Here is a 21,882-nt window from a genome sequence, read left to right as displayed (position 1 = left end):
GGAACGGCGTGCCGTCATCACTTGAGCTGCACCGAACCGGCCGCACGACGGGCGCGTTTCCGGGCCAGCTCGATGCTTTCCGCCCGCGCCAGGGCGACGCCCAACCGCCGCTTGCCGGTCAACGAGGGCTTGCCGAACAGGCGCAGCTCGGTGCCCGGTTCGGCCAACGCGGCGCTCGTGCCGGTCAGGGCAGGGTGACTGGTCTCACCCTCGCGGACAATGGCGCAGGAGGCCGACGGGCCGCGCTGGGTGATCTCGTGGACGGGCAGGCCTAGCATCGCCCGCAGGTGCAGGGCGAATTCCGACAGATCCTGGGAAACCAGGGTGACCAGCCCGGTGTCGTGCGGGCGCGGCGAGACCTCGCTGAACCACACCTGGTCGTCCTTGACGAACAGTTCCACCCCGAAAATGCCGTAACCGCCCAGTTCATCGACGATCGCCCGCGCGATCTCACCGGCCCGTGCCAGTGCCGTCTCGCTCATCGGGTGCGGTTGCCAGCTCTCGCGGTAGTCGCCGTCGACCTGGGTGTGGCCGATCGGCGGACAGAGGGTGATGCCGTCACGGTGACGGATGGTCAGCAGGGTGATCTCGTAGTCGAAGTCGATGAACGACTCGACGATGACGCGGCCACGACCCGCCCGACCGCCGGACTGGGCGAATTCCCAGGCGCGCAGTGCCGCGCCCGGCTCGCGCACGAGCGACTGGCCCTTGCCGGACGAACTCGTCACCGGCTTGACCACGCAGGGCGTGCCGATCTCGTCGATGGCGGTCAGAAATTGCGCCTCGGTCTCGGCGAAGGCAAAGCGGCTGGTCGGCAGCGAGAGCGTCTCGGCGGCCAGCCGGCGGATGCCTTCGCGATCCATGGTCAGTCGTGCGGCGCGCGCGTTCGGGGTGACCACGAAACCCTGCGCCTCCAGCTCGATCAGGGTTTGGGTCGCGATCGCCTCGATCTCCGGGACGATCAACGCCGGCATCTCCTGGGTGATCACGCTTTTCAGCGCCGCGCCGTCGAGCATGTCGATCACGTGCGAGCGGTGCGCGACCTGCATCGCCGGGGCGTTGGCGTAGCGGTCGACCGCGATCACCTCCAGGCCCAGCCGCTGGGCCTCGATGGCGACCTCCTTGCCCAGCTCGCCGGCACCCAGCAGCATCAGCCGCAGCGCCTCGGGCGAACCGGGGGCGCCGATCCTCGCCGCACGCGTGTCGATGCTGCCGTGATCAGCCATGGCCAAAGTGCTCCGTGACGTAGTCGATGTCCTTGTCGCCACGCCCCGAGAGGTTGGCCAGGATGGTGGTGCCGGGGTTCTCGCGGCCGAACTTCATGGCCCAGGCGATCGCGTGGGCGGATTCGAGCGCCGGGATGATGCCTTCGCGGCGCGAGATCTTGTAGAAGGCATCCAGCGTTTCGTCGTCACTGATGGCGTGGTAGTTCACCCGCCCGGAGGTCTTGAGATGCGAGTGCTCGGGACCGACGCCCGGGTAGTCCAGTCCCGAGGCGATCGAGTGCACCGGGGCCGGGTTGCCTTCCTCGTCGCTCAAGAGCAGGCACTTGAAGCCGTGGATCATCCCCGGCTTGCCGTAGGTCATGGTGGCCGAGTGCTGGCCGAGCTCGGTGCCGCGGCCCAGAGGCTCGACGCCGTGGAGCTGGACGTCGTCATCGTCGATAAAGCCGGCAAACAGGCCCAGGGCGTTGGAGCCGCCACCGACGCAGGCGGCGACGTGGTCCGGCAATTCACCGGTCATCTCCCGGTACTGCTCGCGCGCCTCGATGCCCATGACCGACTGGAAATTGCGCACCATCTTGGGGAAGGGGTGCGGCCCGACCACCGAGCCGATCGCGAAGATCGCCTCGTCGGCCTGTGAGAGATAGCTCTGGAAGGCCGAGTCGACCGCCTCCTTGAGACTGCGGCCACCGAAGCCCACCGGCACCACGTTCGCCCCAAGCAGCTTCATGCGGGTGACATTGGGCGCTTCCTTGGCGATATCGATCTCGCCCATGTGGATCTCGCACTCCATGCCGAAATAGGCCGCGGCCGTGGCCAGTGCCACCCCGTGCTGGCCGGCACCGGTTTCGGCGATCAGTTTCTTCTTGCCCATGTGCTTGGCGAGCAGGGCCTCGCCCATGCAGTGGTTGAGCTTGTGCGCGCCGGAGTGGTTGAGGTCCTCGCGCTTGAAGTAGATGTGCGCGCCGACATCGGCGCTGAGGTTGTGGGCGTAGTAAACGGGGGTGGGGCGGCCCTGGTAGTGCTTGCGGATGTAGCGCAACTCGTTGAGAAAGTCCGCCGAGCGCATCAGGCGCAGGTAGGCCTGTTCGATTTCGGCGAAATGCGGCTCGAGTTCCGGGGGGAGAAAAGCGCCCCCAAATTCACCGAAGTAGCCCTCTTTGTTCGGAAAGTCCTTTAGATAAGACATTCAAACTCCCTGCCAGATGATTGTGTTGCGTGTCTGCATGATCCAACGCCGGAGAGGCGTTGCCAAGCCCACCTCGGCGATCCGGCTCAACCGACAGCCGCTGCCGGACCGTTTTTGGCCCGAAATGCAGCACGTTCGGGGTTGATGAACTAAAGTGCGCATAGTTATACAAGGTATGTACAATAGCGATACAAATACGGCGGCCGTGCCCCGACCTTTCGGTCGGGGGCGAGCCGGCCGGGAGGAAGCGAAGATGTTCAACCGTCGTCTGCACAACGAACTGGCCGATTGCCAGGACCAATTACGCCAGCGCAATGCCGTGTTGGATGCGGTGCGCGGCTCGGTCGCCTACATCGAGTTCAGCCCGGACGGCTACGTGCTGGACGTCAACGAGCGCTTCCTGGAGACGGTCGGCCGTGCGCGTGGCGACGTGATGGGGGCACATCACCGGTTGTTCTGCGATGGCGACTACGCCGAGTCGAATGCCTATCGGCGTTTCTGGGACATCCTGCGTAGCGGGGAATCCCATTCGGGGACCTTCCCGCGGGTAACGGCCAATGGCGACCGCCTGTGGCTGGAGGCGACGTATTTCCCGGTTAAGTCCGAAGACGGCCGGGTAGAACGGGTGGTCAAGATCGCCTCGGACGTCACCGAGCGGGCCGAAGAGCTCCGCGACCACGAGGCGGTGTTCAAGGCGCTGGATCGTTCCATGGCGGTGATCTCGTTCACCCCCGACGGCACGATCATCGATGCCAACCGCAATTTCCTCGACACGGTGGGCTACTCACTCGACCAGGTGCGCGGCAAGCACCACCGCCTGTTCTGTGACGAGGCCTTCTACCGCGAGCATCCGGATTTCTGGTCGGAGCTGGCCGACGGGGTGTTTCGCTCGGGCAAATTCCGCCGGTTGCGTTCCAACGGCCAGGAGGTCTGGCTTGAGGCCACCTATAACCCGATCTTCGACGAGGACGGGCGGGTGGAGAAGGTGATCAAGTTTGCGTCCGACATCACCGAGTCGGTGCTGGCCGCCGAGCAGACCCGGGATGCCTCGTCGGTCGCCTACACCACCGCGCAGCAGACCGCCGACATCGCCGCCCGGGGCGCCGACTCGTTGCGCACCTCGATCGAGACCTCGGAGCAGATCCGCGATCTGATTGCGGAGGCCAAGGCGGTGATCGGCAATCTCAACGACGAGTCCAAGAACATCGAGACCATCGTCGCCACCATCAGTGCGGTGGCCGATCAAACCAACCTGCTGGCCCTGAATGCCGCCATCGAGGCGGCCCGCGCCGGCGAGCAGGGACGGGGCTTCGCAGTGGTCGCGGACGAAGTCCGCCAGCTGGCCGCGCGCACCAGTGCCGCCACCGGCGAGATCGCCGAGGTGATTCGCGGCAACCTCGATTACACCGGCGACATCGTCCAGCGGATCGAGAACGCCAGCCGGGTCGCCGATCTCGGCCGGGAGCAGGTGCGCTCGGTCGAGGCGATCGTCGACGAGATTCGCGAGGGCGCTACCCACGTCCTCGATTCGGTATCGTCGATTCCACGCGGTTAACCACCCGAACCGCTAACGGCTTCACGGCCGGTCGGCTCAGGCCCCATCGGCCCACATGTTGTAAGCTCGTCCCAGTGCCAGCCACCGGGGCGGGTCGTCTCGTATCCGGTGCCGATCTTTCTTCTGGCAACGGATCACCGACGGACGACGGATGCCGCAGAGTCACACCCCCATCAGACGCCTCTACCTCCGCCATGCGCTGGTCATCCTGACCGTGCTGGTGGGGTTTTCGGTGCTGGTGTGGACGTTCGTCGATTCGCATCGTGACCTCAAGCGATCGCTCGGCAAGGAAGCCTTGAGTCACCTGACCATGGAGTACGACCTCCTCAAGAGTTACCAGCGCACGCTGGCCGAGGAGGTGGTGATCGATCACCTGCGCACTCCCGCGGTGGTCGAACTGATGCACCAGGCCGCGACGACCACGCAGGAGAGCGAGCGTGCGCGGTTGCGTGAGCGACTGCATGCCCGGCTCCTGCCGATCTACGAGCGCATGAAGGGCAACGGCTTTCGCCAGTTGCACTTTCATCTGCCCGGCGCGGTGAGTTTCCTGCGCTTTCACCGGCCGGCGTCGTTCGGTGACGACCTCTGGGACGTGCGGGCCGGCCTGCGGCTGGTCAACGAGACGCACCGGCCGGTCTTCGGCTTTGAGGAAGGGCGGGTATACAACGGCTTTCGGCACATCTATCCGCTGATGTTCGAGGGCGAGTTTGTCGGCTCGGTCGAGGCCTCGTTCTCGTTTCGCACCTTCCTGATGCACCACGTCGATCTCGATGACAGCCTCTATCGGCTGATCCTGCGGCGGTCGCTGGTCGATGCAAAGGTCTGGGGCGAGGCGCGCGAGCGTTACTACGAAATCACGCCGCTCCACCCGGACTACCTGCGTGATCAGGAGGCCGATCCCTTCAGCAATCCGGCGTTGCTGCCACCGGCGGGTGATTGGTCCTCGGACGAGGTGGATGCCCTGGAGGCAGCGGTTGCCGGACGGGCTGCCGGGAAATTGGCCGCCGGGCGCCCGTTCTCCTTGATTTCCCTGCACCCGAGCCCGGTAGTCATCTCGGCCCTGCCGGTCGAGAACACCCTGGGTGATACCTCCGCCTGGGTCCTGCGTTACCAGCGTGCGCCCGACGTGGCGATGTCCTGGCGCTGGATGTGGCTGAAGATAGGGATCGCGCTGGGGTTGCTGCTGCTGGTGCTCGGCACGTTGGTGGTGCTCGACCGCCGCGATTACCTCGGCAACCGAATGCGAGCACGTTTGCTGGCCGATCTGCATGCAGAGCATCAGCGCCTTGAGCAGGCGCAATGGATCGCCCGGCTGGGCAGCTGGGAATCGGACGGGCCGGAAGGTGAGATCCAATGGTCGGACCAGGTGTACGACATCTTCGGCGTCTCGCCGAGCACCTTCCGTCCCACACACGAGTCGTTCATGGCGCTGGTGCATCCGGCCGACCGTGAGCGTGTCGAACAGGCGGCAAGTCGGTCGTTTGCCACCGACGCCCCGTATGTGATCGAGCACCGCGTCCTGTGCCCGGATGGGCAGGTGCGCCATGTGCTCGAGCGTGGCGTGGTCGAGACCAGTGAGGACGGTCGGCGACGCATGATCGGCACGGTCCAGGATGTTAGTGAGCAGCGCGAGCTGGCGGAGACCCGACTGGAGGCCGAGGCGATCATCGAGTCGGCCCACGAGGCGATCTTCGTCTGTGACACCGAGGGACGGCTGCAGCGCTGCAACGCCTCCTTCCGGCGTCTTGCCGGGGTCGACGAGACCGAGGCGGAGTCGTTGACGATCCAGACGCTCTTTCGGGCGACCGGCCGGGAGGATGCCGACGATTTCGATGTGGCCTGGCGTGAGGCACGCGAGCAGGGTTACTGGGAGGGGGAACTGTCGTTGATCGACCGGCAGGATGCGGGTACCCCGGTCCTGTTGTCGTTGACCGCGTTGACGCTCGATTGGGGCGAGCGGCGCATGGTGGGTCTGTTCAGTGACATCTCCGACATCCATGACCGTGAGCGGCACATGTGGCACCGGGCCCATCACGACCCACTCACCGGGGCGGCCAACCGAGTGCTGTTCCACGAACGCCTCAACCGGGTGATTGCCGAGGCCGAACGTCATGGTGATCTGGCGGCGGTGCTCTATCTCGACCTGGATGGGTTCAAGCCAATCAATGACACCTACGGTCATGACGTCGGTGACCAGATGCTCGTGACCCTGGTGCGCCGCTTGCAGGAGGCGACCCGCGAGACGGACAGTGTCGCCCGTCTGGGCGGCGATGAGTTCGCGGTGCTGCTGGTGCGGCCGACCGATGCCGACGATGTCCGGATGGTGGCGGAGAAGCTGCGCGAGGAGATCGAGCGGCCCGTCTCGGTGGCGGAAGGCACGCTTCGCGTGAGGGTCAGCATTGGACCGGCGGTCTATCCCGCCGATGGCGTGACCGCGGATGCCTTGCTGCAGGTCGCCGACGAGGCCATGTACCAGGAAAAGGCCCGGCGACGCGAGGGCGCCGCCGGGCCGGAGGTGGGCTGATTAGCGGTTCGAGCGACCCGTGATCAGCTGCCGTTCGGCGGCGTGGCGCTGATCCGGTGGATCGACAGGTCGGCGCCTTCGAACTCCTGTTCCTCGGTCAGGCGGATGCCCACGCTGCGCTTGAGCAGCCAGTAGACCAGAAAGCCGCCGGCCAGCGCGATGGTAATCCCCACAGCGGTGCCGATCAGCTGCGAGAGGATACTCACCCCTCCCATGCCGCCCAGCGCCTCGAGACCGAAGATGCCGGCGGCAATCGCCCCCCAGGCACCGCAGAGGCCGTGCAACGGCCAGACACCCAGCACGTCGTCGATCTTCCAGCGGTTCTGCGTCAGGATGAAGGTCGCGACGAACAGCGCCCCGGCAATCGCCCCGATGGCGAGCGCACCGAGCGGATGCACGATGTCCGAGCCAGCACAGATGGCGACCAGGCCGGCGAGCGGGCCGTTATGGACGAAGCCCGGGTCGTTGCGTCCGACGAACAGCGCGGCGAGCACGCCGCCCACCATGGCCATCAGCGAATTGAGCGCCACCAGGCCGGAGACCGCCTCGACCGACTGGGCGGACATGACGTTAAAGCCGAACCAGCCCACGGTCAGTATCCACGCGCCCAGGGCCAGAAACGGGATGCTCGACGGCGGGTGTGCCGCCATGCCGTTCTTGTTGTAGCGACCGCGGCGGGCGCCCAGCAACAGGACGGCGGCCAGCGCGATCCAGCCGCCCATGCCGTGCACTACCATCGAGCCCGCGAAGTCGTGGAAGCCGGCGCCGAAGGTCGATTCCAGCCAGCCCTGCAGGCCGAAGCGCCCATTCCAGATCATGCCCTCGTAGACCGGGTAGATGAACGCCACGATCAGGAAGGTGGCCGCGAGCACCGGGTAGAACTTGGCCCGCTCGGCGATGCCGCCGGAGATGATCGCCGGGATGGCCGCCGCGAAGGTGAGCAGGAAGAAGAACTTCACCAGCTCGTAGCCGTTGCCGACGTTGAGTTCCGCCGCCGCGGCATAGAAGTCCATGCCGTAGGCGATCGAGTAGCCGATGAAGAAGTAGGCGATCGTCGCGACGGCAAAGTCGCCGATAATCTTCACCAGGGCGTTGACCTGGTTCTTTTCGCGCACCGTGCCCACCTCGAGAAAGGCGAAGCCGGCATGCATGGCGAGCACCATGGCCGCGCCGATCAAGAGAAAGAAGGTGTTCGCACCGTCCTGAAACGTTTCCATCGAAGTCTCCCGTCAGAATTGCTGACTGCACCATGAGCAGGAATCGTTCCATGGCCGTATGCCGCATGGCGGGGCAATAATCCCGACGTGTGTGCATCACGGTGGTGCATTCAGGCCCGCGAACGCACAGTCGGGGTGCAATGGGCGCAAGCAAGCACCCTCGGTTGCGCATTGGCTATGCTCTCCTCACCTCGTATTCCTTAACCACGGGGGGAGTGATGACCGATCCAGACCAGCAGGCCCGTCGCGAGGCGATGGTGGACTACCAGGTGCGTGCGCGGGGCGTTCGATCGCCGAGGTTGCTCGAGGCGATGCGGCAGGTGCCACGCGAGGCGTTCGTGCCCAGGGATCTGCGCGAGTTCGCCTACGATGACACCGCGCTGCCGATTGCCGCCGGCCAGACCATCACCCAGCCCTGGGTCGTCGCGATGATGATCGAGGCGCTCGATCTTCAGGGGGGCGAGCGGGTGCTCGACGTGGGTACCGGCTCGGGTTACGCCGCCGCGCTATTGGCGCGTATTGCCGGAGCGGTGCACAGCATCGAGCGCATCGGTGAGCTCGCCGACCAGGCGCGTCGCGCGTTGAGCGACCAGGGGATTGGGAATGTCGAGGTGCGCGAGGGTGACGGGTCGCTGGGCTGGCCCGAGGCGGCGCCCTTCGATGCCATCATGGTGGCCGCGGCGAGCCCCCGTGTCCCGGAACAACTCAAGCGCCAGCTGGCGATTGGCGGCCGACTGGTGATCCCGGTGGGCGAGGATGATGAGGCACAGGAGCTGGTGCGGATCACGCGTCTGGGCGAGAACGAGTATCGCGCCGAGGATCTGGCCGATGTGCGCTTCGTCCCGCTGCTGGGGGAGGCCGGCTGGGACAAGGCTCGCGCCCGTCCGCAGCGGGGGTTCGGCCGGCGCACGACCTCCACACGCGATCAGTCGCTCAGTCGCCGCATTGCCGAGGTGGCCGAGGGGTTCGATTCGGTCGACGACCTGCCGCTGGACGGCCTGCTGGATCGCATCGGTGATTCGCGCCTGGTGTTGATCGGCGAGGCCACGCACGGCACCTCGGAGTTCTACCGGGCCCGCCAACGGATTACCCGGGCGCTGATCGAGCAAAAGGGCTTCGATTTCGTCGCCATCGAGGGCGACTGGCCGGATGCCGCCCGGATCGATCACTACGTGCGCCACGCCGAGTATCCGCCGTCCGAATGGACCGCCTTCGCCCGGTTTCCCACCTGGATGTGGCGCAACGAGGAGGTGTGCGGGTTTGTCGACTGGCTGCGCGAGCACAATGCCGATCGGGCGCCCGCCGAGCGTGTCGCCTTTCACGGCCTGGACCTCTACAGCCTCTACAACTCGATCGCCTCGGTACTGGAATACCTCGACGACGTCGATCCCGTGGCGGCGGTCGTCGCGCGCGAGCGTTACGGTTGCCTGACCCCGTTCGAGCCCGACCCGGCCGCCTATGCCCGGATGTCGCTGAGCCCGGGTTATGCCGGCTGCGAGACCCCGGTGGTCGAGATGCTGCGCGACCTGCAGCAACGTCACCGCCAGTACGCCGAGCAGGACGGCGATCGCTTTCTCGACGCGGTGCAGAACGCGCGCCTGGTCGCCAATGCCGAGGAGTACTACCGCTCGATGTTCTACGGTTCACGCAGTGCCTGGAACCTGCGCGACGGCCACATGTTCGAGACCCTCGAGACGCTGCTGGCCCACCACGGTGAGGGTAGCCGGGGCATTATCTGGGCGCACAACTCCCACGTCGGGGATGCGCGGGCCACCGACATGTCGCGCCGCGGCGAATTCAATATCGGCCAGCTGTGCCGGGCGCGTTTCGGCGATGACGCCTACACGATCGGCTTTGGCACGGACACCGGCACGGTGGCGGCCGCCTCCAACTGGGACGAGCCGATGGAGGTCAAGACCCTGCGCGCGTCACTGCCCGACAGCTACGAGCGTCTCTGCCACGAGGCCGGGCGGGCCGGTTTCCTGTTGCCGTTGGGCAGGGATGCTGATGCCCGGGTGCGTGAGGGCCTGGCCGAGCCACGCCTGGAGCGCGCCGTCGGGGTGATCTACCGCCCGGAAACCGAACGCGCCAGCCACTACTTTCACGCCGAGTTGCCGGCGCAGTTCGACGAGTACGTCTGGGTTGATCGCAGCCGGGCGGTCACGCCGCTCGACAGCCGGGAGCTTGCGGGTGCCCCCGACACCTATCCGTTTGGCCTCTAGACTGTTCGCCAACGCATTATCACGTCATCAGGAGACCCCATGAAATCGATCGAACTGGGACTGGAGTGGTTTCTCAACCCGGACCACCTGCCATTCATCGCCGGCATCGAGAAGGGCTGGTTCCGTGACGCGGGGCTGGAGCTGACCTTGATCGAGCCCGAGGGTCACTACGATGGTCTCGCCGACGTCGCCAGGGGCAAGCTGGCGTTTGCCTGCAACGAGCCACTGCACATGATCGACGAGGCCCGGCCGGGACTGCGGGCGCTGGGGTGTTTCTTCGAGACCGAGGGCGGGGTGATGTTGACGCCGGAAGGCGAGCAGGCGCTCGCGCGCGGCGAAACGATCCGGGTGGCCTCACCGGTGGCCGGCGAGGTGACCGATGACCTTGCCCGATTGATCGTCGCCCGCTGGTGCGAACGCGAGGGTATCCGCTTCGAGTCATCGCAGCTGCAGATCGAGGCAGCCGGTTTCGAGCATCTCAAGAACCTTCAGGCGGGATTTCATGGCGCGTGGCTGTGTTTTGCGAACTTCGAAGGGGTCGAGGCCCACGAGCTGGGCGTGGCCGCGCGTCTGATCTCCAGCGTCGAGGTGGGACTGCCCAACTTCTCGGCGCTCGAACTCTTTACCGGTGAGGCCTTCCGCCGGGAATACCCCGAGGTGATCGAGTCGGTCACGCGCATCGCCTCGGAGGGGGCGACGCTCTGCCGCGACGATCCGGAGGAGGCCAAACAGCTCTGGTACCGCTTTAGCGGCGAACAACGAAGTGATCTGATGGATGCGATCGTTCTGGACACCTGCCATCGCCTGGTGGCCCCTGTCGTGCCGGACGCCGAGCGCTGGCGGGCGATGTGGCAGCAGTTCCATCGCATGGGCCTTTCCCAAGTCGACCAGACCGGTTTCGAGACGATCTTCTCGCCGGTCTGACCGGACCGGCGGCTGCTCAGAAGGTCGACAGCCCGGTGGCCTCCATGACCCGGTAGCGCCAATAACGCCACGACGAGTCGTCGGCGTAGTCTTCGAAGGGCAGGCTGTGACGCTCGCCATCGGGGTTGTTCCAACGGGTGTCGAAAAAACCGGTGGCCGCGCGAAGCGCGGGGTGATTGGGAGGCGCCTGCCACTCGACATTGGTCTCCATGTTGAAGTTGTCGAGATTGCGGCGGGTGAAATTCGCCGAGCCGAGCAGCAGGCGGGCCGAGCCATCAGCGGCGTGATGGAGCAGCAGCTTGCTGTGACACTGCTCGCCATCGGTATGGCACCAGCGCACCTCCACGCCCGCCCGATGCAGTTCCATGCCGACGGGGCGATTGGGGATGCCGCTTTTCTGTCGGCCGAAGGCGTCGTGGTTCGGGTCGAGCAGGACGCGCAGGTTCACCCCGCGCGCCGCGGCGCGCTTGAGCGCCTCGATGATCTCTCTATGCGCGAGGTAGAACATCGCCAGGTCCAGTCGCTCGCCGTCTTCGGCCGCCTCGATGATCGACACGGCGGCCTCACGGATGCGTGCCTCGGTGAGCACACGCAGGCGCCCCTCGGTCGCCTCGAAATAGTCGCCTCGGGGAGGCGAGGGCAGGGTGATGGCCCGTTCGGCCCCCGAGAGGCGTGCGGCGGCCGCCTCGGTTGACAGCAGGTCGAGGGCGGCGGGGCCGGCGAACCGCAGCGCCACATTGCCGTGACGGCTGCTGGCATCATGCGGGTTGGCCGAGGTGACCAGCCCGATCCAGTTGTCGCCCCGGTCGGCAACCACGGTCTTGCGATGGTTGGCCTTGAAGTTGAGCAATCGCATCCAGGCGGCCAGGGTCGAGGCGCGATCCTCGGTCAGTGGATTGGGTAGCCAGCCGGAGCCGGGCTCGCTTTCCAGCCAGCCGCAGCACAGTCGCCACAGCCCCGACCACAGCGGATTGGGATCGCGCAATCGGTCCAGGTCGGTGATGATGACCCGCACGCCGGCAGACCGCAGTCGCTCGAGATGGGCGGAGTCGATGCTGCCGTAGACGGTATTGACCGGGTCGGTGATCAGCGCCGCATCGAGATCGGGATGACGGCGCTTCTGTTCGACCAACGCCGTGGTCAGTTCGGCCGATAGCGGGCGGTGACCGTCAGTGACCTCGCCGGCAAAGTCGTTGAACAGGAACATGTCGAGCACGAGCCGTTCCCTTGTCCCGTCCACCATCTCGACAATCGCATCGAAGATCTGCTGGTCGCTGACGCGTTTGCCGTCGGGGCCGGTGTAGGTGGTATCGGCGAGGAAGGTCACCTCCGTGGCGGGCACCCACGGGGTCGCCACGTCCAGCCCACCCGGCATCGGCTTGTAGACGTGCCAGCTGCCGACAATCAGCCAGGCGAACAGGCCGATCGACAGCAGGATCATCAACGTGCGTTTGCCGGGACGGTAGCGGTGTTGGCGCATGGCGTTGTGCTTCGGGAGAGGCGGGTTTGATGCGCGGCCGTCGGGTTGGCCGTTCGCTGCCTGGAATCCTACACGCAACGCGTGGCGCGGCGCAGATGAATCCCGCCAAGTATGGCCGCGACTTAGTCATGGGAGCGGTGCGGCTCCTGCGCGGGTGCCTGATAGGCATTCACTATGAAAAGGCGGTGAAAAATCAATTTGCAGCCGGTTAGTGGGGGGCCTACTTTGAGAGCTGAGTCGGTGATCAAGGCATTTCGTCCCGTCAAAAAGAATGGGCGTGCGTGGTCACCATGATGTTCCCGGACGGGGTTTCCCCGCCGGGGCTTTTCGCACGAGCGAAACAGGAGAATCGGTCGACGACCGGTGGGCTCCGCCAAGACCACGAGGAAAAGGAAATGGGCGAGAACGCGAACGCAGGCAAGTGTCCGGTCATGCACGGCAGCCGCACCAAGATGGGCGGTGGCGGTGGTGGCGCCAAGGACTGGTGGCCGAACCAGCTCAACCTCGGCATCCTGCACCAGCACACCGCCGTGTCGAACCCGCTGGGCGAGGCGTTCGACTACGCCGAGGCCTTCAGGAAACTCGATCTCGAGGCGGTGAAGAAGGACCTGGTCGACCTGATGACCGACTCGAAGGAATGGTGGCCGGCCGACTACGGCCACTACGGCCCGTTCCTGATCCGCATGGCCTGGCACTCGGCCGGCACCTACCGCACCGCCGACGGCCGTGGCGGGGCATCGACCGGCAACCAGCGCTTCGCGCCGATCAACAGCTGGCCGGACAACGCCAACCTCGACAAGGCCCGCCGCCTGCTCTGGCCGATCAAGCAGAAATACGGCAACAAGCTCTCCTGGGCCGATCTCTACATCCTGGCCGGCAACATGGCACTCGAATCGATGGGGCTCAAGACCTTCGGCTTTGGGGGTGGCCGCGAAGACATCTGGGCGCCCGAGGAGGATATCTACTGGGGTGCCGAGGAAGAGTGGCTTGCCACCAGCGACAAGCCGCACAGCCGATATTCCGGCGATCGCGAGCTGGAAAACCCGCTCGCCGCCGTGCAGATGGGCCTGATCTACGTCAACCCGGAAGGCCCGGACGGCGAGCCCGACCCGCTCGCCTCGGCGCGAGATATCCGCGAGACCTTCGAGCGCATGGCGATGAACGACTACGAGACCGTGGCGCTGACCGCCGGCGGTCATACCTTCGGCAAGGTCCACGGCGCCGGCGATGCCGAGTCCGTCGGCCCCGAGCCGGAGGCCGCGCCGATCGAGGAGATGGGCTTCGGCTGGAAGAGCAGCTACGGCTCGGGCAAGGGCCGCGACACCATCACCAGCGGTCTTGAAGGCTCCTGGACGCCCACCCCGATCAAGTGGGACATGACCTACCTCGACGTGCTGTTCGGTTACGACTGGGAGCTGACCAAGAGCCCGGCCGGTGCCTGGCAATGGATGCCCAAGAACCTGGCCGAGAAGGACCACGCCCCGGATGCCGAGGACCCCAACAAGCGGGTCGGCATCATGATGAGCACCGCCGACATGGCGATGCGCGAGGATCCGGCCTACCGTAAGATCGCCGAGCACTTCCACAACAACCCGGCCGAGTTCGCCGATGCCTTTGCCCGTGCCTGGTTCAAGCTCACCCACCGCGACATGGGGCCCAAGGACTGCTACCTGGGCCCGGACGTGCCGGACGAGGACCTGATCTGGCAGGATCCGGTGCCGCCGGTCGACCATGTGCTGATCGACGAGCAGGATGCCGAGGAGCTCAAGGCACAGATCCTCGAGTCCGGGCTTTCCGTGCGTGAACTCGTGTACACCGCCTGGTCGTCGGCCTGCACCTTCCGTGGTTCCGACAAGCGTGGTGGGGCCAACGGCGCGCGCCTGCGCCTGGCGCCGCAGAAGGACTGGGCGGTCAACGAGCCCGAGCAGCTGGCCCGCGTGCTCAAGACCCTCGAGGGCATCCAGACGGCGTTCAACGACGCCCAGTACGGCGGCAAGCGCGTCTCGCTGGCCGACCTGATCGTGCTGGGGGGCGCGGCAGGCGTCGAGCTGGCGGCCTGGGATGCGGGTTATCCGGTCGAGGTGCCGTTCGCGCCGGGGCGCACCGACGCCACCGACGAGCAGACCGATGCCGATTCCTTCGATCCGCTCGAGCCCGAGGCGGACGGGTTCCGCAACTACCGTCGCGCCAAGTTCACCGTCTCCGACGAGGAAATGCTGGTCGATCGTGCCCAGTTGCTGGGCCTGTCCGCACCGGAGATGACCGTGCTGGTCGGCGGCATGCGTGTGCTCGATGCCAACTTCGGTGGCAGCAAGCACGGCGTGTTCACCGACGAGCCCGGCACCTTGACCAGCGACTTCTTCGTCAATCTGACCGACATGGACACCGTCTGGCAGCCCACCGAGGCCGACGAGGACGTCTATGAAGGGCGGGATCGCAAGACGGGCGAGCTCAAGTGGACCGGCACCCGGCTGGACCTGGTATTCGGCTCGAACTCACAGTTGCGGGCGATCGCCGAGGCCTATGCCCAGGACGATGCCGAACACAAGTTCGTCAAGGACTTCGTCGCGGCCTGGAACAAGGTGATGAACGCCGGGCGCTGCGACCTCGACTGAGGTCGTCCAGTCCGTCGGCACGCTCGACGGGCACGCCCCGCATCAACAAGGCCACCGATCCCGCCCGGGGTCGGTGGCCTTTTTATGGTTGCCGCTAAAGGAGTGGGCCGCGCCGGCGGTGATCAGCCCGGTGATTTCGGCTGGGCCTCGTCGGCGTCCGCGGAGGCTGTCCGGTAAGTCGCCTCGCTTCGTTCATCCTCGTTCTGGATGGCCGACGGGGTCGGGGCGCCGGTCATCTCCATCACGGCCTCGTCCCGGTAGGTGTCGCTGTCCTCGGTGGTCGGCGGCTCGTCGCGGTGCTGGTAGAGCTGCTTGCGCAGCCGACGGGTGTACTTGGCCGCCTTGTAGGCCTGGTCGACGATACGTCGGACGTGGCTGAGCTCATCCAGGCGGGCGACCATCTGACGCACGGGCAGACGATCATCGGCGCCGGCCCGCAGCAGCAGGTTCTTGAGTGACTGGTAATCGTCGGCGAAGTCCTTGATCGCATGCTTGATCGGCTTCATCTCGAAGCCCTCGGCGTCCGGGTCGGCCAGGGCGAGGAAGTGCGCGGTCTCGCGCCGGAATTCGGTGAGCGCCTCGCTAATCGCCGGATCGGTCGGGCTCGACAGCGTGGCTTCGAGTTTCGCAATCTCCTCGACGTGCTCGACGATATCGCCGTAGTAGCGGCCAATGCGCATGGCCAGTGGGAAGCCGTCGGCAATCGAGGCCGGTATGTCGCCGTACTGGGCGCGGTTGCTGAACTCGGCGGTGGCGAGAATCAGCCGGTCGACGATCGCACGATCCTGCCTCAGGCGCGCGATGGCCGCCGAGCCTTCCATGCTCACCACGTCGCGGGCGCCGCGGCGTGCGATCTCGCCAATGCGCTTCAACTCCATGTTCAGCGCGTCAAGCGCGAGGTCCGGGGTGCTGGCGATGTTGCGGTCCAGGTGGCGTGGTTGGCCTTCGTCCTCCTCGGCGCTGCGGAATCGGCGTTCGAGAAATCCGACCAGCCGGGGCGTCAGTGGCCAGAAGATCGCCATGCCCAACAGTTTGGTGGTGGTATGGAAGATGGCAAGCGAGGTGGCCGGTCCCGGTTCGAGACGCATCAACTGGGTGGCCTGCGCGACCAGCCAGAGCAGGGCGGGCAGGCCGATGAACGCCACGATGCCGACCACCACGTTGAACAGCACGTGGGCCATTGCCGCTCGCTTGGCCGACGAGGTGGCGCCGATCACCGCGAACAGGGCGGTGGAGGTGGTGCCGACATTCGCGCCGATCACCATGGCGGCAGCCGAAGTCAGCGGGATCAGGCCGGTGCCGGCGGCCGTCAGCGTGATCGCCAGCGAGGCACTCGACGAGTTCATCACCACGGTCATGATCACGCCGATGGCCGTGAACATCAGCAGGCTCCACACGCCGTTGCCGGTGTGCTCGGCGAGGTCGAAGCCCTCGCCGAAATCCCCGAAGCTCGCCTTCAGGACATCCAGGCCCAGAAAGAAGATGCCAAAGCCGGTCAGCGCGTCGCCAAGATACGCCCGCCGCTTGCCCTGACCGGTCACGCGCAGCAGCATGCCGATGGCCACGGCCGGCAGGGCCAGGGCCTGCAGGTCGACCTTGAAGCCGACCAGCGCCACCAGCCAGGAGGTGGCGGTGGTGCCGATATTGCTGCCGATGATCACCCCGATGGCCTGGAACAGCGTCAACAGCCCCGCGTTGACAAAGCCGACCGTGGCGAAGATCACCGCCGAGGACGACTGCACCACCGCCGTGATGCCGATCCCCGAGATGATGCCGCGGGGGGTAGTGGCCGTGCCGCGGGCCAGAATCTCGCGCAGCGCGTCACCGGCGGCGACCTTGAGGCCATCGGTCATCAGGCGCATGCCCAACAGGAACAGGCCGACGCCGCCGAGGAAGGTGAGTGCCAGATGGAGGTTCATGCCGTTCATGATAGCCATCTTGCGCCGGGTGTGTCGGCCATCCCGTGGCGTTTGCGCGCATCAATGACTCTCCGACCGAGTGCTAGACTTCGATCCCCTGATTGGATCCGCACCCCCTGCACACCCGGTGAGCCCGTGTGGGTGGGCAAACCCCGAGAGACTGAACCATGCGACGTATTGTCCTGATTCCCCTGCTTCTCGCCGGCATGGGTCTGACCCCCTTGCTGACCGGCTGCCAGGCCGAGGTCGAGGCCGAGCTCGAGATCGGCGACATCCGCGAGCGCGAGACGCAAGGGCTGTTTGCTACCAGTCAGGTACGCAGCGAGGATTGCGACCGCGGCACCCGAAGCATGGAACGCGAGGGTAGCGCGGGCTGGACGACCTGGGTGCTCTCCGGGGTGTTCCCGGACACGCGCTACCGCTCCTGTCGCCAGACCGACGCGGGTGCGGTGACGACGTTCCGCAACATGATCGTGTTCGACGCCATGCCGGATGCGGCATTCAGTGGCCTCTCGCACGTCAATATCAAGCTCCATGACCGGATTTTGTCCCTCGGCTTGCCGCCCTACGTGCAGGGCAACATCGAGCGGGTGCGCGAACAGGCCGGACTTGAGGGTCAACCCGAGATCACCACGCGACTGACCTTGGTCAACAACGAGGAGCAACCATTCGGCTACCGGTTGGCCCGTTACGACGGCCAAGGTGAGCCTGCCGAGGACGATATCGAGTGGGGTGAGCCGCAAGTGCTCGAGGCCAACGCTCGAGTTTCGCTGGACTATCCGCCGGCATTGGCCGAACGGGTGTTTGCCGATGGTCGCGCGCCACTGCTGTGGATCGCGCCGTGATGGCGCTCTTAATCTTCCGCAAAAACTTACGGGCAAAGCCCATCGAGAGACGGCGCCCTGGCTGACGTCGCTCAGTGATTGATTGTCTTCGGGTTATATGCACCTGAACAAAAAAAGCCCTTGCCGAGATGGCAAGGGCTTTTCCTTTGAGCGAGCGACGTGTCAGAAGTACATGCTGACGCTGACGCTGCCGCGGTGCTCGTCGTAGTCGTCGTTGTCGAGTGTGCCGTCGTAGCTGAGCGACACGGTCATCGGCTGACCGAACGAGGTGAAGTTGGCATCCAGACCCAGCCCGGCGCGGAAGTACTCGTCGTCACGACCGTCAAGCGGGGTGCTGAAGGGCAGGGTGCCGCCGGTGAAGTTTGTTTGCACCGAGTTACCGCTATTCTCGAGTTCCTTCACCAGGTGCAGCGAGGCGTGCGGGCGGATCGAGCCGCCGTTGTCCAGTTCCATCGGCATGGCGACCTGGCCACCGAACCACATGGTACGGGACTTGAATTCCATGTCCTCGACCGACATCGAGAGCACACCGGCACCGGTTTCCTCGTAGCCATCCACATCAAGGTTGTGGTACTCGAAGCGTGCGCTCGGCCCGACGATTAAGCGGCCCAACTCGACGTTGTAGCCACCGCCGAGCGTGAAGCTCTTCTGGGTGCCGTCGGTACCGCTTTCGGCCATGCGGTTATAGTCGCCGAAGACGATGTAGCGGTCGTTATCGTAGTCGAGCCACGAGTAGCCGGCCACCGCGTCGACGAACACACCGGTCTCCTCGCCGTAGCTGCCATAGAGCATGGCGGTGGTGCCGTCGACCGTCAGGTCGCCGCGTCCGTCGACCACGCTGGCATCGTTCTCGCCGTAACCGATGGCCGCACCCAGTCGGGTGTTCTCGAACAAGCGATAGTCCGCGCCACCGGTGAGGCTGTAGCCGTCGTAGTCGGCGCCCGCGCCGTTGCTGGTGCTGTCCATCTCGCCCTGCGAGATGCTGCCGCCGAAGAACAGCGAGAAGCGATCGGTGATCGCCATGCTGCCGTCCGAGCCGGTGCCTGCCATCAGGCCGGCGAGCGCCTGCGGCGAGGAGTCGGCCGAGGCCAGACGGATCGCGCTGATGTCCTCGACGGAGGTGGCTCTGGCGTTCATCTGCCCGCTGGCCGTGCTGGTCATGCCCATGCGAGCACGCGCGAGGTGGCTGAGCACCTGGTCGAACTGGTCGCGACCGATCAGGAAGGACTGCGTGCCGAAGTTGCGCAGGTAGCTGGTACCGATGCGCTCGAGCGCCTGCTGTTGCTCGGCGGTCGTCGGCAGGGCAAGCACGTCGCTAATGATGGTGGCGTACTCGGGATCGGCATCCAGGAAGGCGATCTCGCTGCTGTCGAGACCCGCCGCGACACCGAACTGGTACTGGGAGGCGGCGACGGTGACGATCGGCGAGAAGACCGGCACGAAGCGAACGGTGAAGCCGTTGATGTCGGCAATGTCGAAGGAGTAGTTGAGGTTGACGTTCGCCATGTCCTCGATCTCGGACACGTAGGTGTTCGACTGGGCCTTCGCCGCATCGATGGTCGCCTGGTCGACGGTGTTGTTGTCGCCGTCGCGCCACTCGGTGCCGGTGTACCAGTAGAGTAGTTCATCCTCGGTGTTCGGGTCGCCGTCATCCAGGAACAGGCCGTCCGGCACCTGGTTCGAGGAAAGCAGGCCGTCGCCGACGATGGTCAGGTAGTCACCACCGAGGGTGCTCGCAACCAGGGTGTCGGTGCCGTCGAGGACGAAGGCGAAGCCGTCGTTGCTGCCGTTGGTGTCGAAGTAACCGACCTGGCCGGTGTTGGCGCAGTTGTTGCCGAACAGGCCGCAAGGTACCTGGGCTCGCGGATCCTGATTGTCGCCGTCGATGTCATCCATGTTCAGCAGGCCAGCCAGGCTGGAGTTGTCTGCGGCGACGAAGTCGCTGCCGGTGCCCGTGCCGACGATCACCTTGAAACCGGTGAGGCGGGCGCCGGTGTCGTTGGTGATTTTGCCGAAATTGAAGTATTCGGTAGTGCCGCCGGTCGGGGCGGTGGTGTAGACCGTGTCGAACGCCCCCATGCCGGTCAGGTGGTTCTTGACTCGCTTGCTCGAGCGCGGTTCGCCGCCGCAAGTCACCCCAAGCCGGTTGGAGAGGATGCAGTTTAATGCCTCGGACGGTGTGGTGCCGTTGGCCTCGTCGTTGTTCTCCTGCCCGGTAATGATTTTCAGGCCCGGCTCAAACAGGCCGTCGGCCTCGTCGTAAAAGACAAAGCCGTCACCGGTGGTGTAATCGAGATCAAGTACTTCCCCCGCCTGAAGTTGCACCGCAATTGCGGAGCAGCTCATGGCGACAAAGGCGGAGAGGAAGGTTCTGCGAAACCGGCTCACGTTTTTCATAGGATTCATTTCCTTGGCGCGCCTCGGGTCTGGAGTTGCCCTTGGTCAAGGAAATAATTCCGCAAAACATACGCCCAGAACAGCTATTTATGCATTCAAAGTTTTTTCTTTATCAGAGCATGCTTATGGACGTGGCTTATTATTAGTATGAGCGGTATTCATTTGGTGCGCTCATTCTCTCGGCGCACCAAAACGAGGCGGTTGCGCGGGTGCGTGAGAACGCCGAGTTTGGGCCGGGGTGCCCGGTACGGAATGGTTTTTTGCTCCAAAAAGGAGCAGTTCGGGCTTTGCGGTAGGGCTAGCGTGAGCAGCCGGCAGGACGTTCGCCGGTGGGAGCCTCGTCGCGGAAGGGGTGGCAACGGCGTGGGATCAGGCGCAGGTCGGCCAGTAGCGCGCAGGCCAGCGAGCGCCGGCGGCTTTCCGGATAGAGCGCACGGTAGAGCATGATCTTGAGCGTCACGAATGCGCCCAGCACGATGCCGCCCACCGCGATCAGGCTTCCCACGGCGAGCGTCGATGTGCCCGAAAGCCCCTGGCCGACCGAGCAGCCCATGGCGATGATCCCGCCCGCGCCCATCAGCAGCCCGCCGGCCGAGTAGGAGGCGAACTGCGACCAGGCGCGAAAGCCCTGGAGGCGGAAATGGCCGCGCAACACGGCCCAGATGCCGGCGCCGACGATCACCCCGAGCATCGCCACCATGCCGAAGGTGACCAGGCCCAACGCCGGTGACTCGGCGAGTCGTAGCACCTCGGCGGCGGGGGCAACAAAGCTCAGCGACTGGGTGCCGGTGCCCTTGGGTGGCTCGAAGGCCAGTGCCGCCTCGCCCATCAGGGCCTGCCCCGCCGGTGAGCCGGTCCACAGCCAGCCGGCGGTGATCACCAGGCCGATGCCCAGCCCGCCGATCAGGTCGGCACGCCGCATGCGCTGCCCGTGGTCCATCCGCCACAGCCAGGCGATCAGCCCGGCAGTCACGGTCAGGGCGGTGGCCAGTCGCCAGTGTTCCCGTGTGCCGCCCCAGGGGATGCCCGCGAGCAGGGCGCCCAGGTCCTGGTGGGCTATGCCCACGGTCTCGAAGCTCAGTTGTGGCCAGGCCAGGGTCTGATCGATGAACCAGCGCGCCTCGGACCAATACAGCAGCACGGCGGCGGTGATGCCCACCACGACATAGGCCCACAGCGATTTCATGTCGCCCTGGCCGATGTTGACCAGCGTCTTGGTCGTGCAGCCGCCCGCCAGCACCATGCCCACGCCGAACAGCAGTCCCCCGAGCAGGTAGCGAAGCCAAGGGAACTCGGCGGCACGATAGTTGACCCGGGTCTGGTCCAGATCGAACACCCCGCCGGCCTCCAGCAACGCGACGCCCGCGACGGCTACAGCGATCGACAGCAGCCAGGCGCGCATCCGCCCCGGGTCACCGGTCAGGACCCAGTCGGAGACCGCCCCCATATTGCAGTAGCGGGTGGCCGCGGCGATGGCGCCGAAGGCCAGTCCGACGAGTGCGGCGCCGGCCAGCAGGGTGAGCCAGGGATTGTCGAACAGCAGGGGCATGAGGCGGTCGTCGAGTCGTGGAAAGCGGATGAGCCTTCATGGTAGGGCCAAATGCCCGTCAGGACGTTGTTTTCGCCACAGAATCTCGTGATCGGGGCATAAGTCGGGTGGTCGGGTGAGCCTGGGAAAGGTGTGACGGAATTGAATGACCGATCATGAATAGTGCGACAACATGATGCTGTGTTTGGTCCATACTCCGGCGCTTGATTTCGGGGAGAACCCC

The 21,882-nt window shown here is 65.5% G+C and carries 13 protein-coding genes; 6 read left to right on the top strand and 7 right to left on the bottom strand.

Annotated elements, in window-relative coordinates; all coding sequences use genetic code 11:
- Positions 1-17 precede the first annotated feature (17 nt).
- The gene (gene purT, locus SR882_RS07555; RefSeq protein WP_322520645.1) at positions 18-1,226 is read right to left on the bottom strand and encodes a formate-dependent phosphoribosylglycinamide formyltransferase; all 1,209 of its coding nucleotides are present in this window, start codon (positions 1,224-1,226) and stop codon (positions 18-20) included.
- Positions 1,219-2,412, bottom strand: coding sequence for a tryptophan synthase subunit beta (gene trpB, locus SR882_RS07550; RefSeq protein ID WP_322520644.1), 1,194 nt, complete (start codon positions 2,410-2,412; stop codon positions 1,219-1,221). Before trpB ends, purT begins: the two co-directional genes overlap by 8 nt.
- A 253-nt stretch (positions 2,413-2,665) precedes the next feature.
- Between trpB and SR882_RS07545 the strand changes: the two genes are divergently transcribed.
- Both SR882_RS07545 and SR882_RS07540 read left to right on the top strand, forming a co-directional pair.
- Positions 2,666-3,967: a methyl-accepting chemotaxis protein gene (locus SR882_RS07545; RefSeq protein WP_322520643.1), complete on the top strand. Its 1,302-nt coding sequence runs from the start codon at positions 2,666-2,668 to the stop codon at positions 3,965-3,967.
- 151 nt (positions 3,968-4,118) lie between these two features.
- On the top strand, positions 4,119-6,491 hold the full coding sequence (locus SR882_RS07540; protein WP_322520642.1) for a diguanylate cyclase domain-containing protein: 2,373 nt from the start codon (positions 4,119-4,121) through the stop codon (positions 6,489-6,491).
- Positions 6,492-6,514: 23 nt separating this feature from the next.
- Here the strand turns inward: SR882_RS07540 and SR882_RS07535 are convergent, their stop codons facing one another.
- On the bottom strand, positions 6,515-7,708 hold the full coding sequence (locus SR882_RS07535) for an ammonium transporter (RefSeq protein WP_322520641.1): 1,194 nt from the start codon (positions 7,706-7,708) through the stop codon (positions 6,515-6,517).
- Positions 7,709-7,926: 218 nt separating this feature from the next.
- Between SR882_RS07535 and SR882_RS07530 the strand changes: the two genes are divergently transcribed.
- Together SR882_RS07530 and SR882_RS07525 are read left to right on the top strand one after the other, a co-directional pair.
- Positions 7,927-9,930 carry a protein-L-isoaspartate(D-aspartate) O-methyltransferase gene (locus SR882_RS07530; RefSeq protein ID WP_322520640.1) on the top strand — a complete coding sequence of 668 codons (2,004 nt, stop codon included), beginning with the start codon at positions 7,927-7,929 and terminating at the stop codon, positions 9,928-9,930.
- Positions 9,931-9,969: 39 nt separating this feature from the next.
- Positions 9,970-10,854 carry an ABC transporter substrate-binding protein gene (locus SR882_RS07525; RefSeq protein ID WP_322520639.1) on the top strand — a complete coding sequence of 295 codons (885 nt, stop codon included), beginning with the start codon at positions 9,970-9,972 and terminating at the stop codon, positions 10,852-10,854.
- 16 nt (positions 10,855-10,870) lie between these two features.
- Here SR882_RS07525 and SR882_RS07520 read toward each other — a convergent pair whose 3' ends face one another.
- Complete coding sequence (locus tag SR882_RS07520) at positions 10,871-12,334, bottom strand: phospholipase D family protein (RefSeq protein WP_322520638.1); 1,464 nt, start codon at positions 12,332-12,334, stop codon at positions 10,871-10,873.
- A gap of 395 nt (positions 12,335-12,729) precedes the next feature.
- Here SR882_RS07520 and katG point away from each other — a divergent pair, with 395 nt between their 5' ends.
- On the top strand, positions 12,730-14,949 hold the full coding sequence (gene katG, locus SR882_RS07515; RefSeq protein ID WP_322520637.1) for a catalase/peroxidase HPI: 2,220 nt from the start codon (positions 12,730-12,732) through the stop codon (positions 14,947-14,949).
- 122 nt (positions 14,950-15,071) lie between these two features.
- On the opposite strand, the gene SR882_RS07510 is transcribed toward katG, so the two are convergent.
- Entirely contained in the window at positions 15,072-16,877 is a 1,806-nt protein-coding gene (locus SR882_RS07510; protein ID WP_322520636.1) for a Na/Pi cotransporter family protein, read from the bottom strand.
- Positions 16,878-17,035: 158 nt separating this feature from the next.
- Here SR882_RS07510 and SR882_RS07505 point away from each other — a divergent pair, with 158 nt between their 5' ends.
- Positions 17,036-17,713 (top strand): hypothetical protein, encoded by a 678-nt coding sequence (locus SR882_RS07505; RefSeq protein WP_322520635.1) that lies wholly within the window; start codon positions 17,036-17,038, stop codon positions 17,711-17,713.
- 162 nt (positions 17,714-17,875) lie between these two features.
- Here the strand turns inward: SR882_RS07505 and SR882_RS07500 are convergent, their stop codons facing one another.
- The gene (locus tag SR882_RS07500) at positions 17,876-20,110 is read right to left on the bottom strand and encodes a choice-of-anchor F family protein (RefSeq protein WP_322520634.1); all 2,235 of its coding nucleotides are present in this window, start codon (positions 20,108-20,110) and stop codon (positions 17,876-17,878) included.
- Between the two features lie 298 nt (positions 20,111-20,408).
- Entirely contained in the window at positions 20,409-21,659 is a 1,251-nt protein-coding gene (locus SR882_RS07495; RefSeq protein ID WP_322520633.1) for a YeeE/YedE thiosulfate transporter family protein, read from the bottom strand.
- Positions 21,660-21,882: the final 223 nt, after the last annotated feature.

The organism is Guyparkeria halophila (assembly GCF_034479635.1).
In the GTDB taxonomy this organism is placed as follows: domain Bacteria; phylum Pseudomonadota; class Gammaproteobacteria; order Halothiobacillales; family Halothiobacillaceae; genus Guyparkeria; species Guyparkeria halophila.
The sequence above is the reverse complement of the archived record's forward strand: the minus strand, read 5'-3'. Positions and strand labels throughout refer to the sequence as shown.

What these genes read in the sequence shown, in the direction of transcription:
- katG (WP_322520637.1), top strand. Translation starts at nt 12,730, where the DNA reads ATGGGCGAGAACGCGAACGCAGGCAAGTGTCCGGTCATGCACGGCAGC.
- SR882_RS07535 (WP_322520641.1), bottom strand. Translation starts at nt 7,708, where the DNA reads ATGGAAACGTTTCAGGACGGTGCGAACACCTTCTTTCTCTTGATCGGC.
- SR882_RS07530 (WP_322520640.1), top strand. Translation starts at nt 7,927, where the DNA reads ATGACCGATCCAGACCAGCAGGCCCGTCGCGAGGCGATGGTGGACTAC.
- SR882_RS07545 (WP_322520643.1), top strand. Translation starts at nt 2,666, where the DNA reads ATGTTCAACCGTCGTCTGCACAACGAACTGGCCGATTGCCAGGACCAA.
- SR882_RS07495 (WP_322520633.1), bottom strand. Translation starts at nt 21,659, where the DNA reads ATGCCCCTGCTGTTCGACAATCCCTGGCTCACCCTGCTGGCCGGCGCC.
- SR882_RS07540 (WP_322520642.1), top strand. Translation starts at nt 4,119, where the DNA reads ATGCCGCAGAGTCACACCCCCATCAGACGCCTCTACCTCCGCCATGCG.
- SR882_RS07520 (WP_322520638.1), bottom strand. Translation starts at nt 12,334, where the DNA reads ATGCGCCAACACCGCTACCGTCCCGGCAAACGCACGTTGATGATCCTG.
- SR882_RS07505 (WP_322520635.1), top strand. Translation starts at nt 17,036, where the DNA reads ATGCGACGTATTGTCCTGATTCCCCTGCTTCTCGCCGGCATGGGTCTG.
- purT (WP_322520645.1), bottom strand. Translation starts at nt 1,226, where the DNA reads ATGGCTGATCACGGCAGCATCGACACGCGTGCGGCGAGGATCGGCGCC.
- SR882_RS07500 (WP_322520634.1), bottom strand. Translation starts at nt 20,110, where the DNA reads ATGAAAAACGTGAGCCGGTTTCGCAGAACCTTCCTCTCCGCCTTTGTC.
- trpB (WP_322520644.1), bottom strand. Translation starts at nt 2,412, where the DNA reads ATGTCTTATCTAAAGGACTTTCCGAACAAAGAGGGCTACTTCGGTGAA.
- SR882_RS07510 (WP_322520636.1), bottom strand. Translation starts at nt 16,877, where the DNA reads ATGAACGGCATGAACCTCCATCTGGCACTCACCTTCCTCGGCGGCGTC.
- SR882_RS07525 (WP_322520639.1), top strand. Translation starts at nt 9,970, where the DNA reads ATGAAATCGATCGAACTGGGACTGGAGTGGTTTCTCAACCCGGACCAC.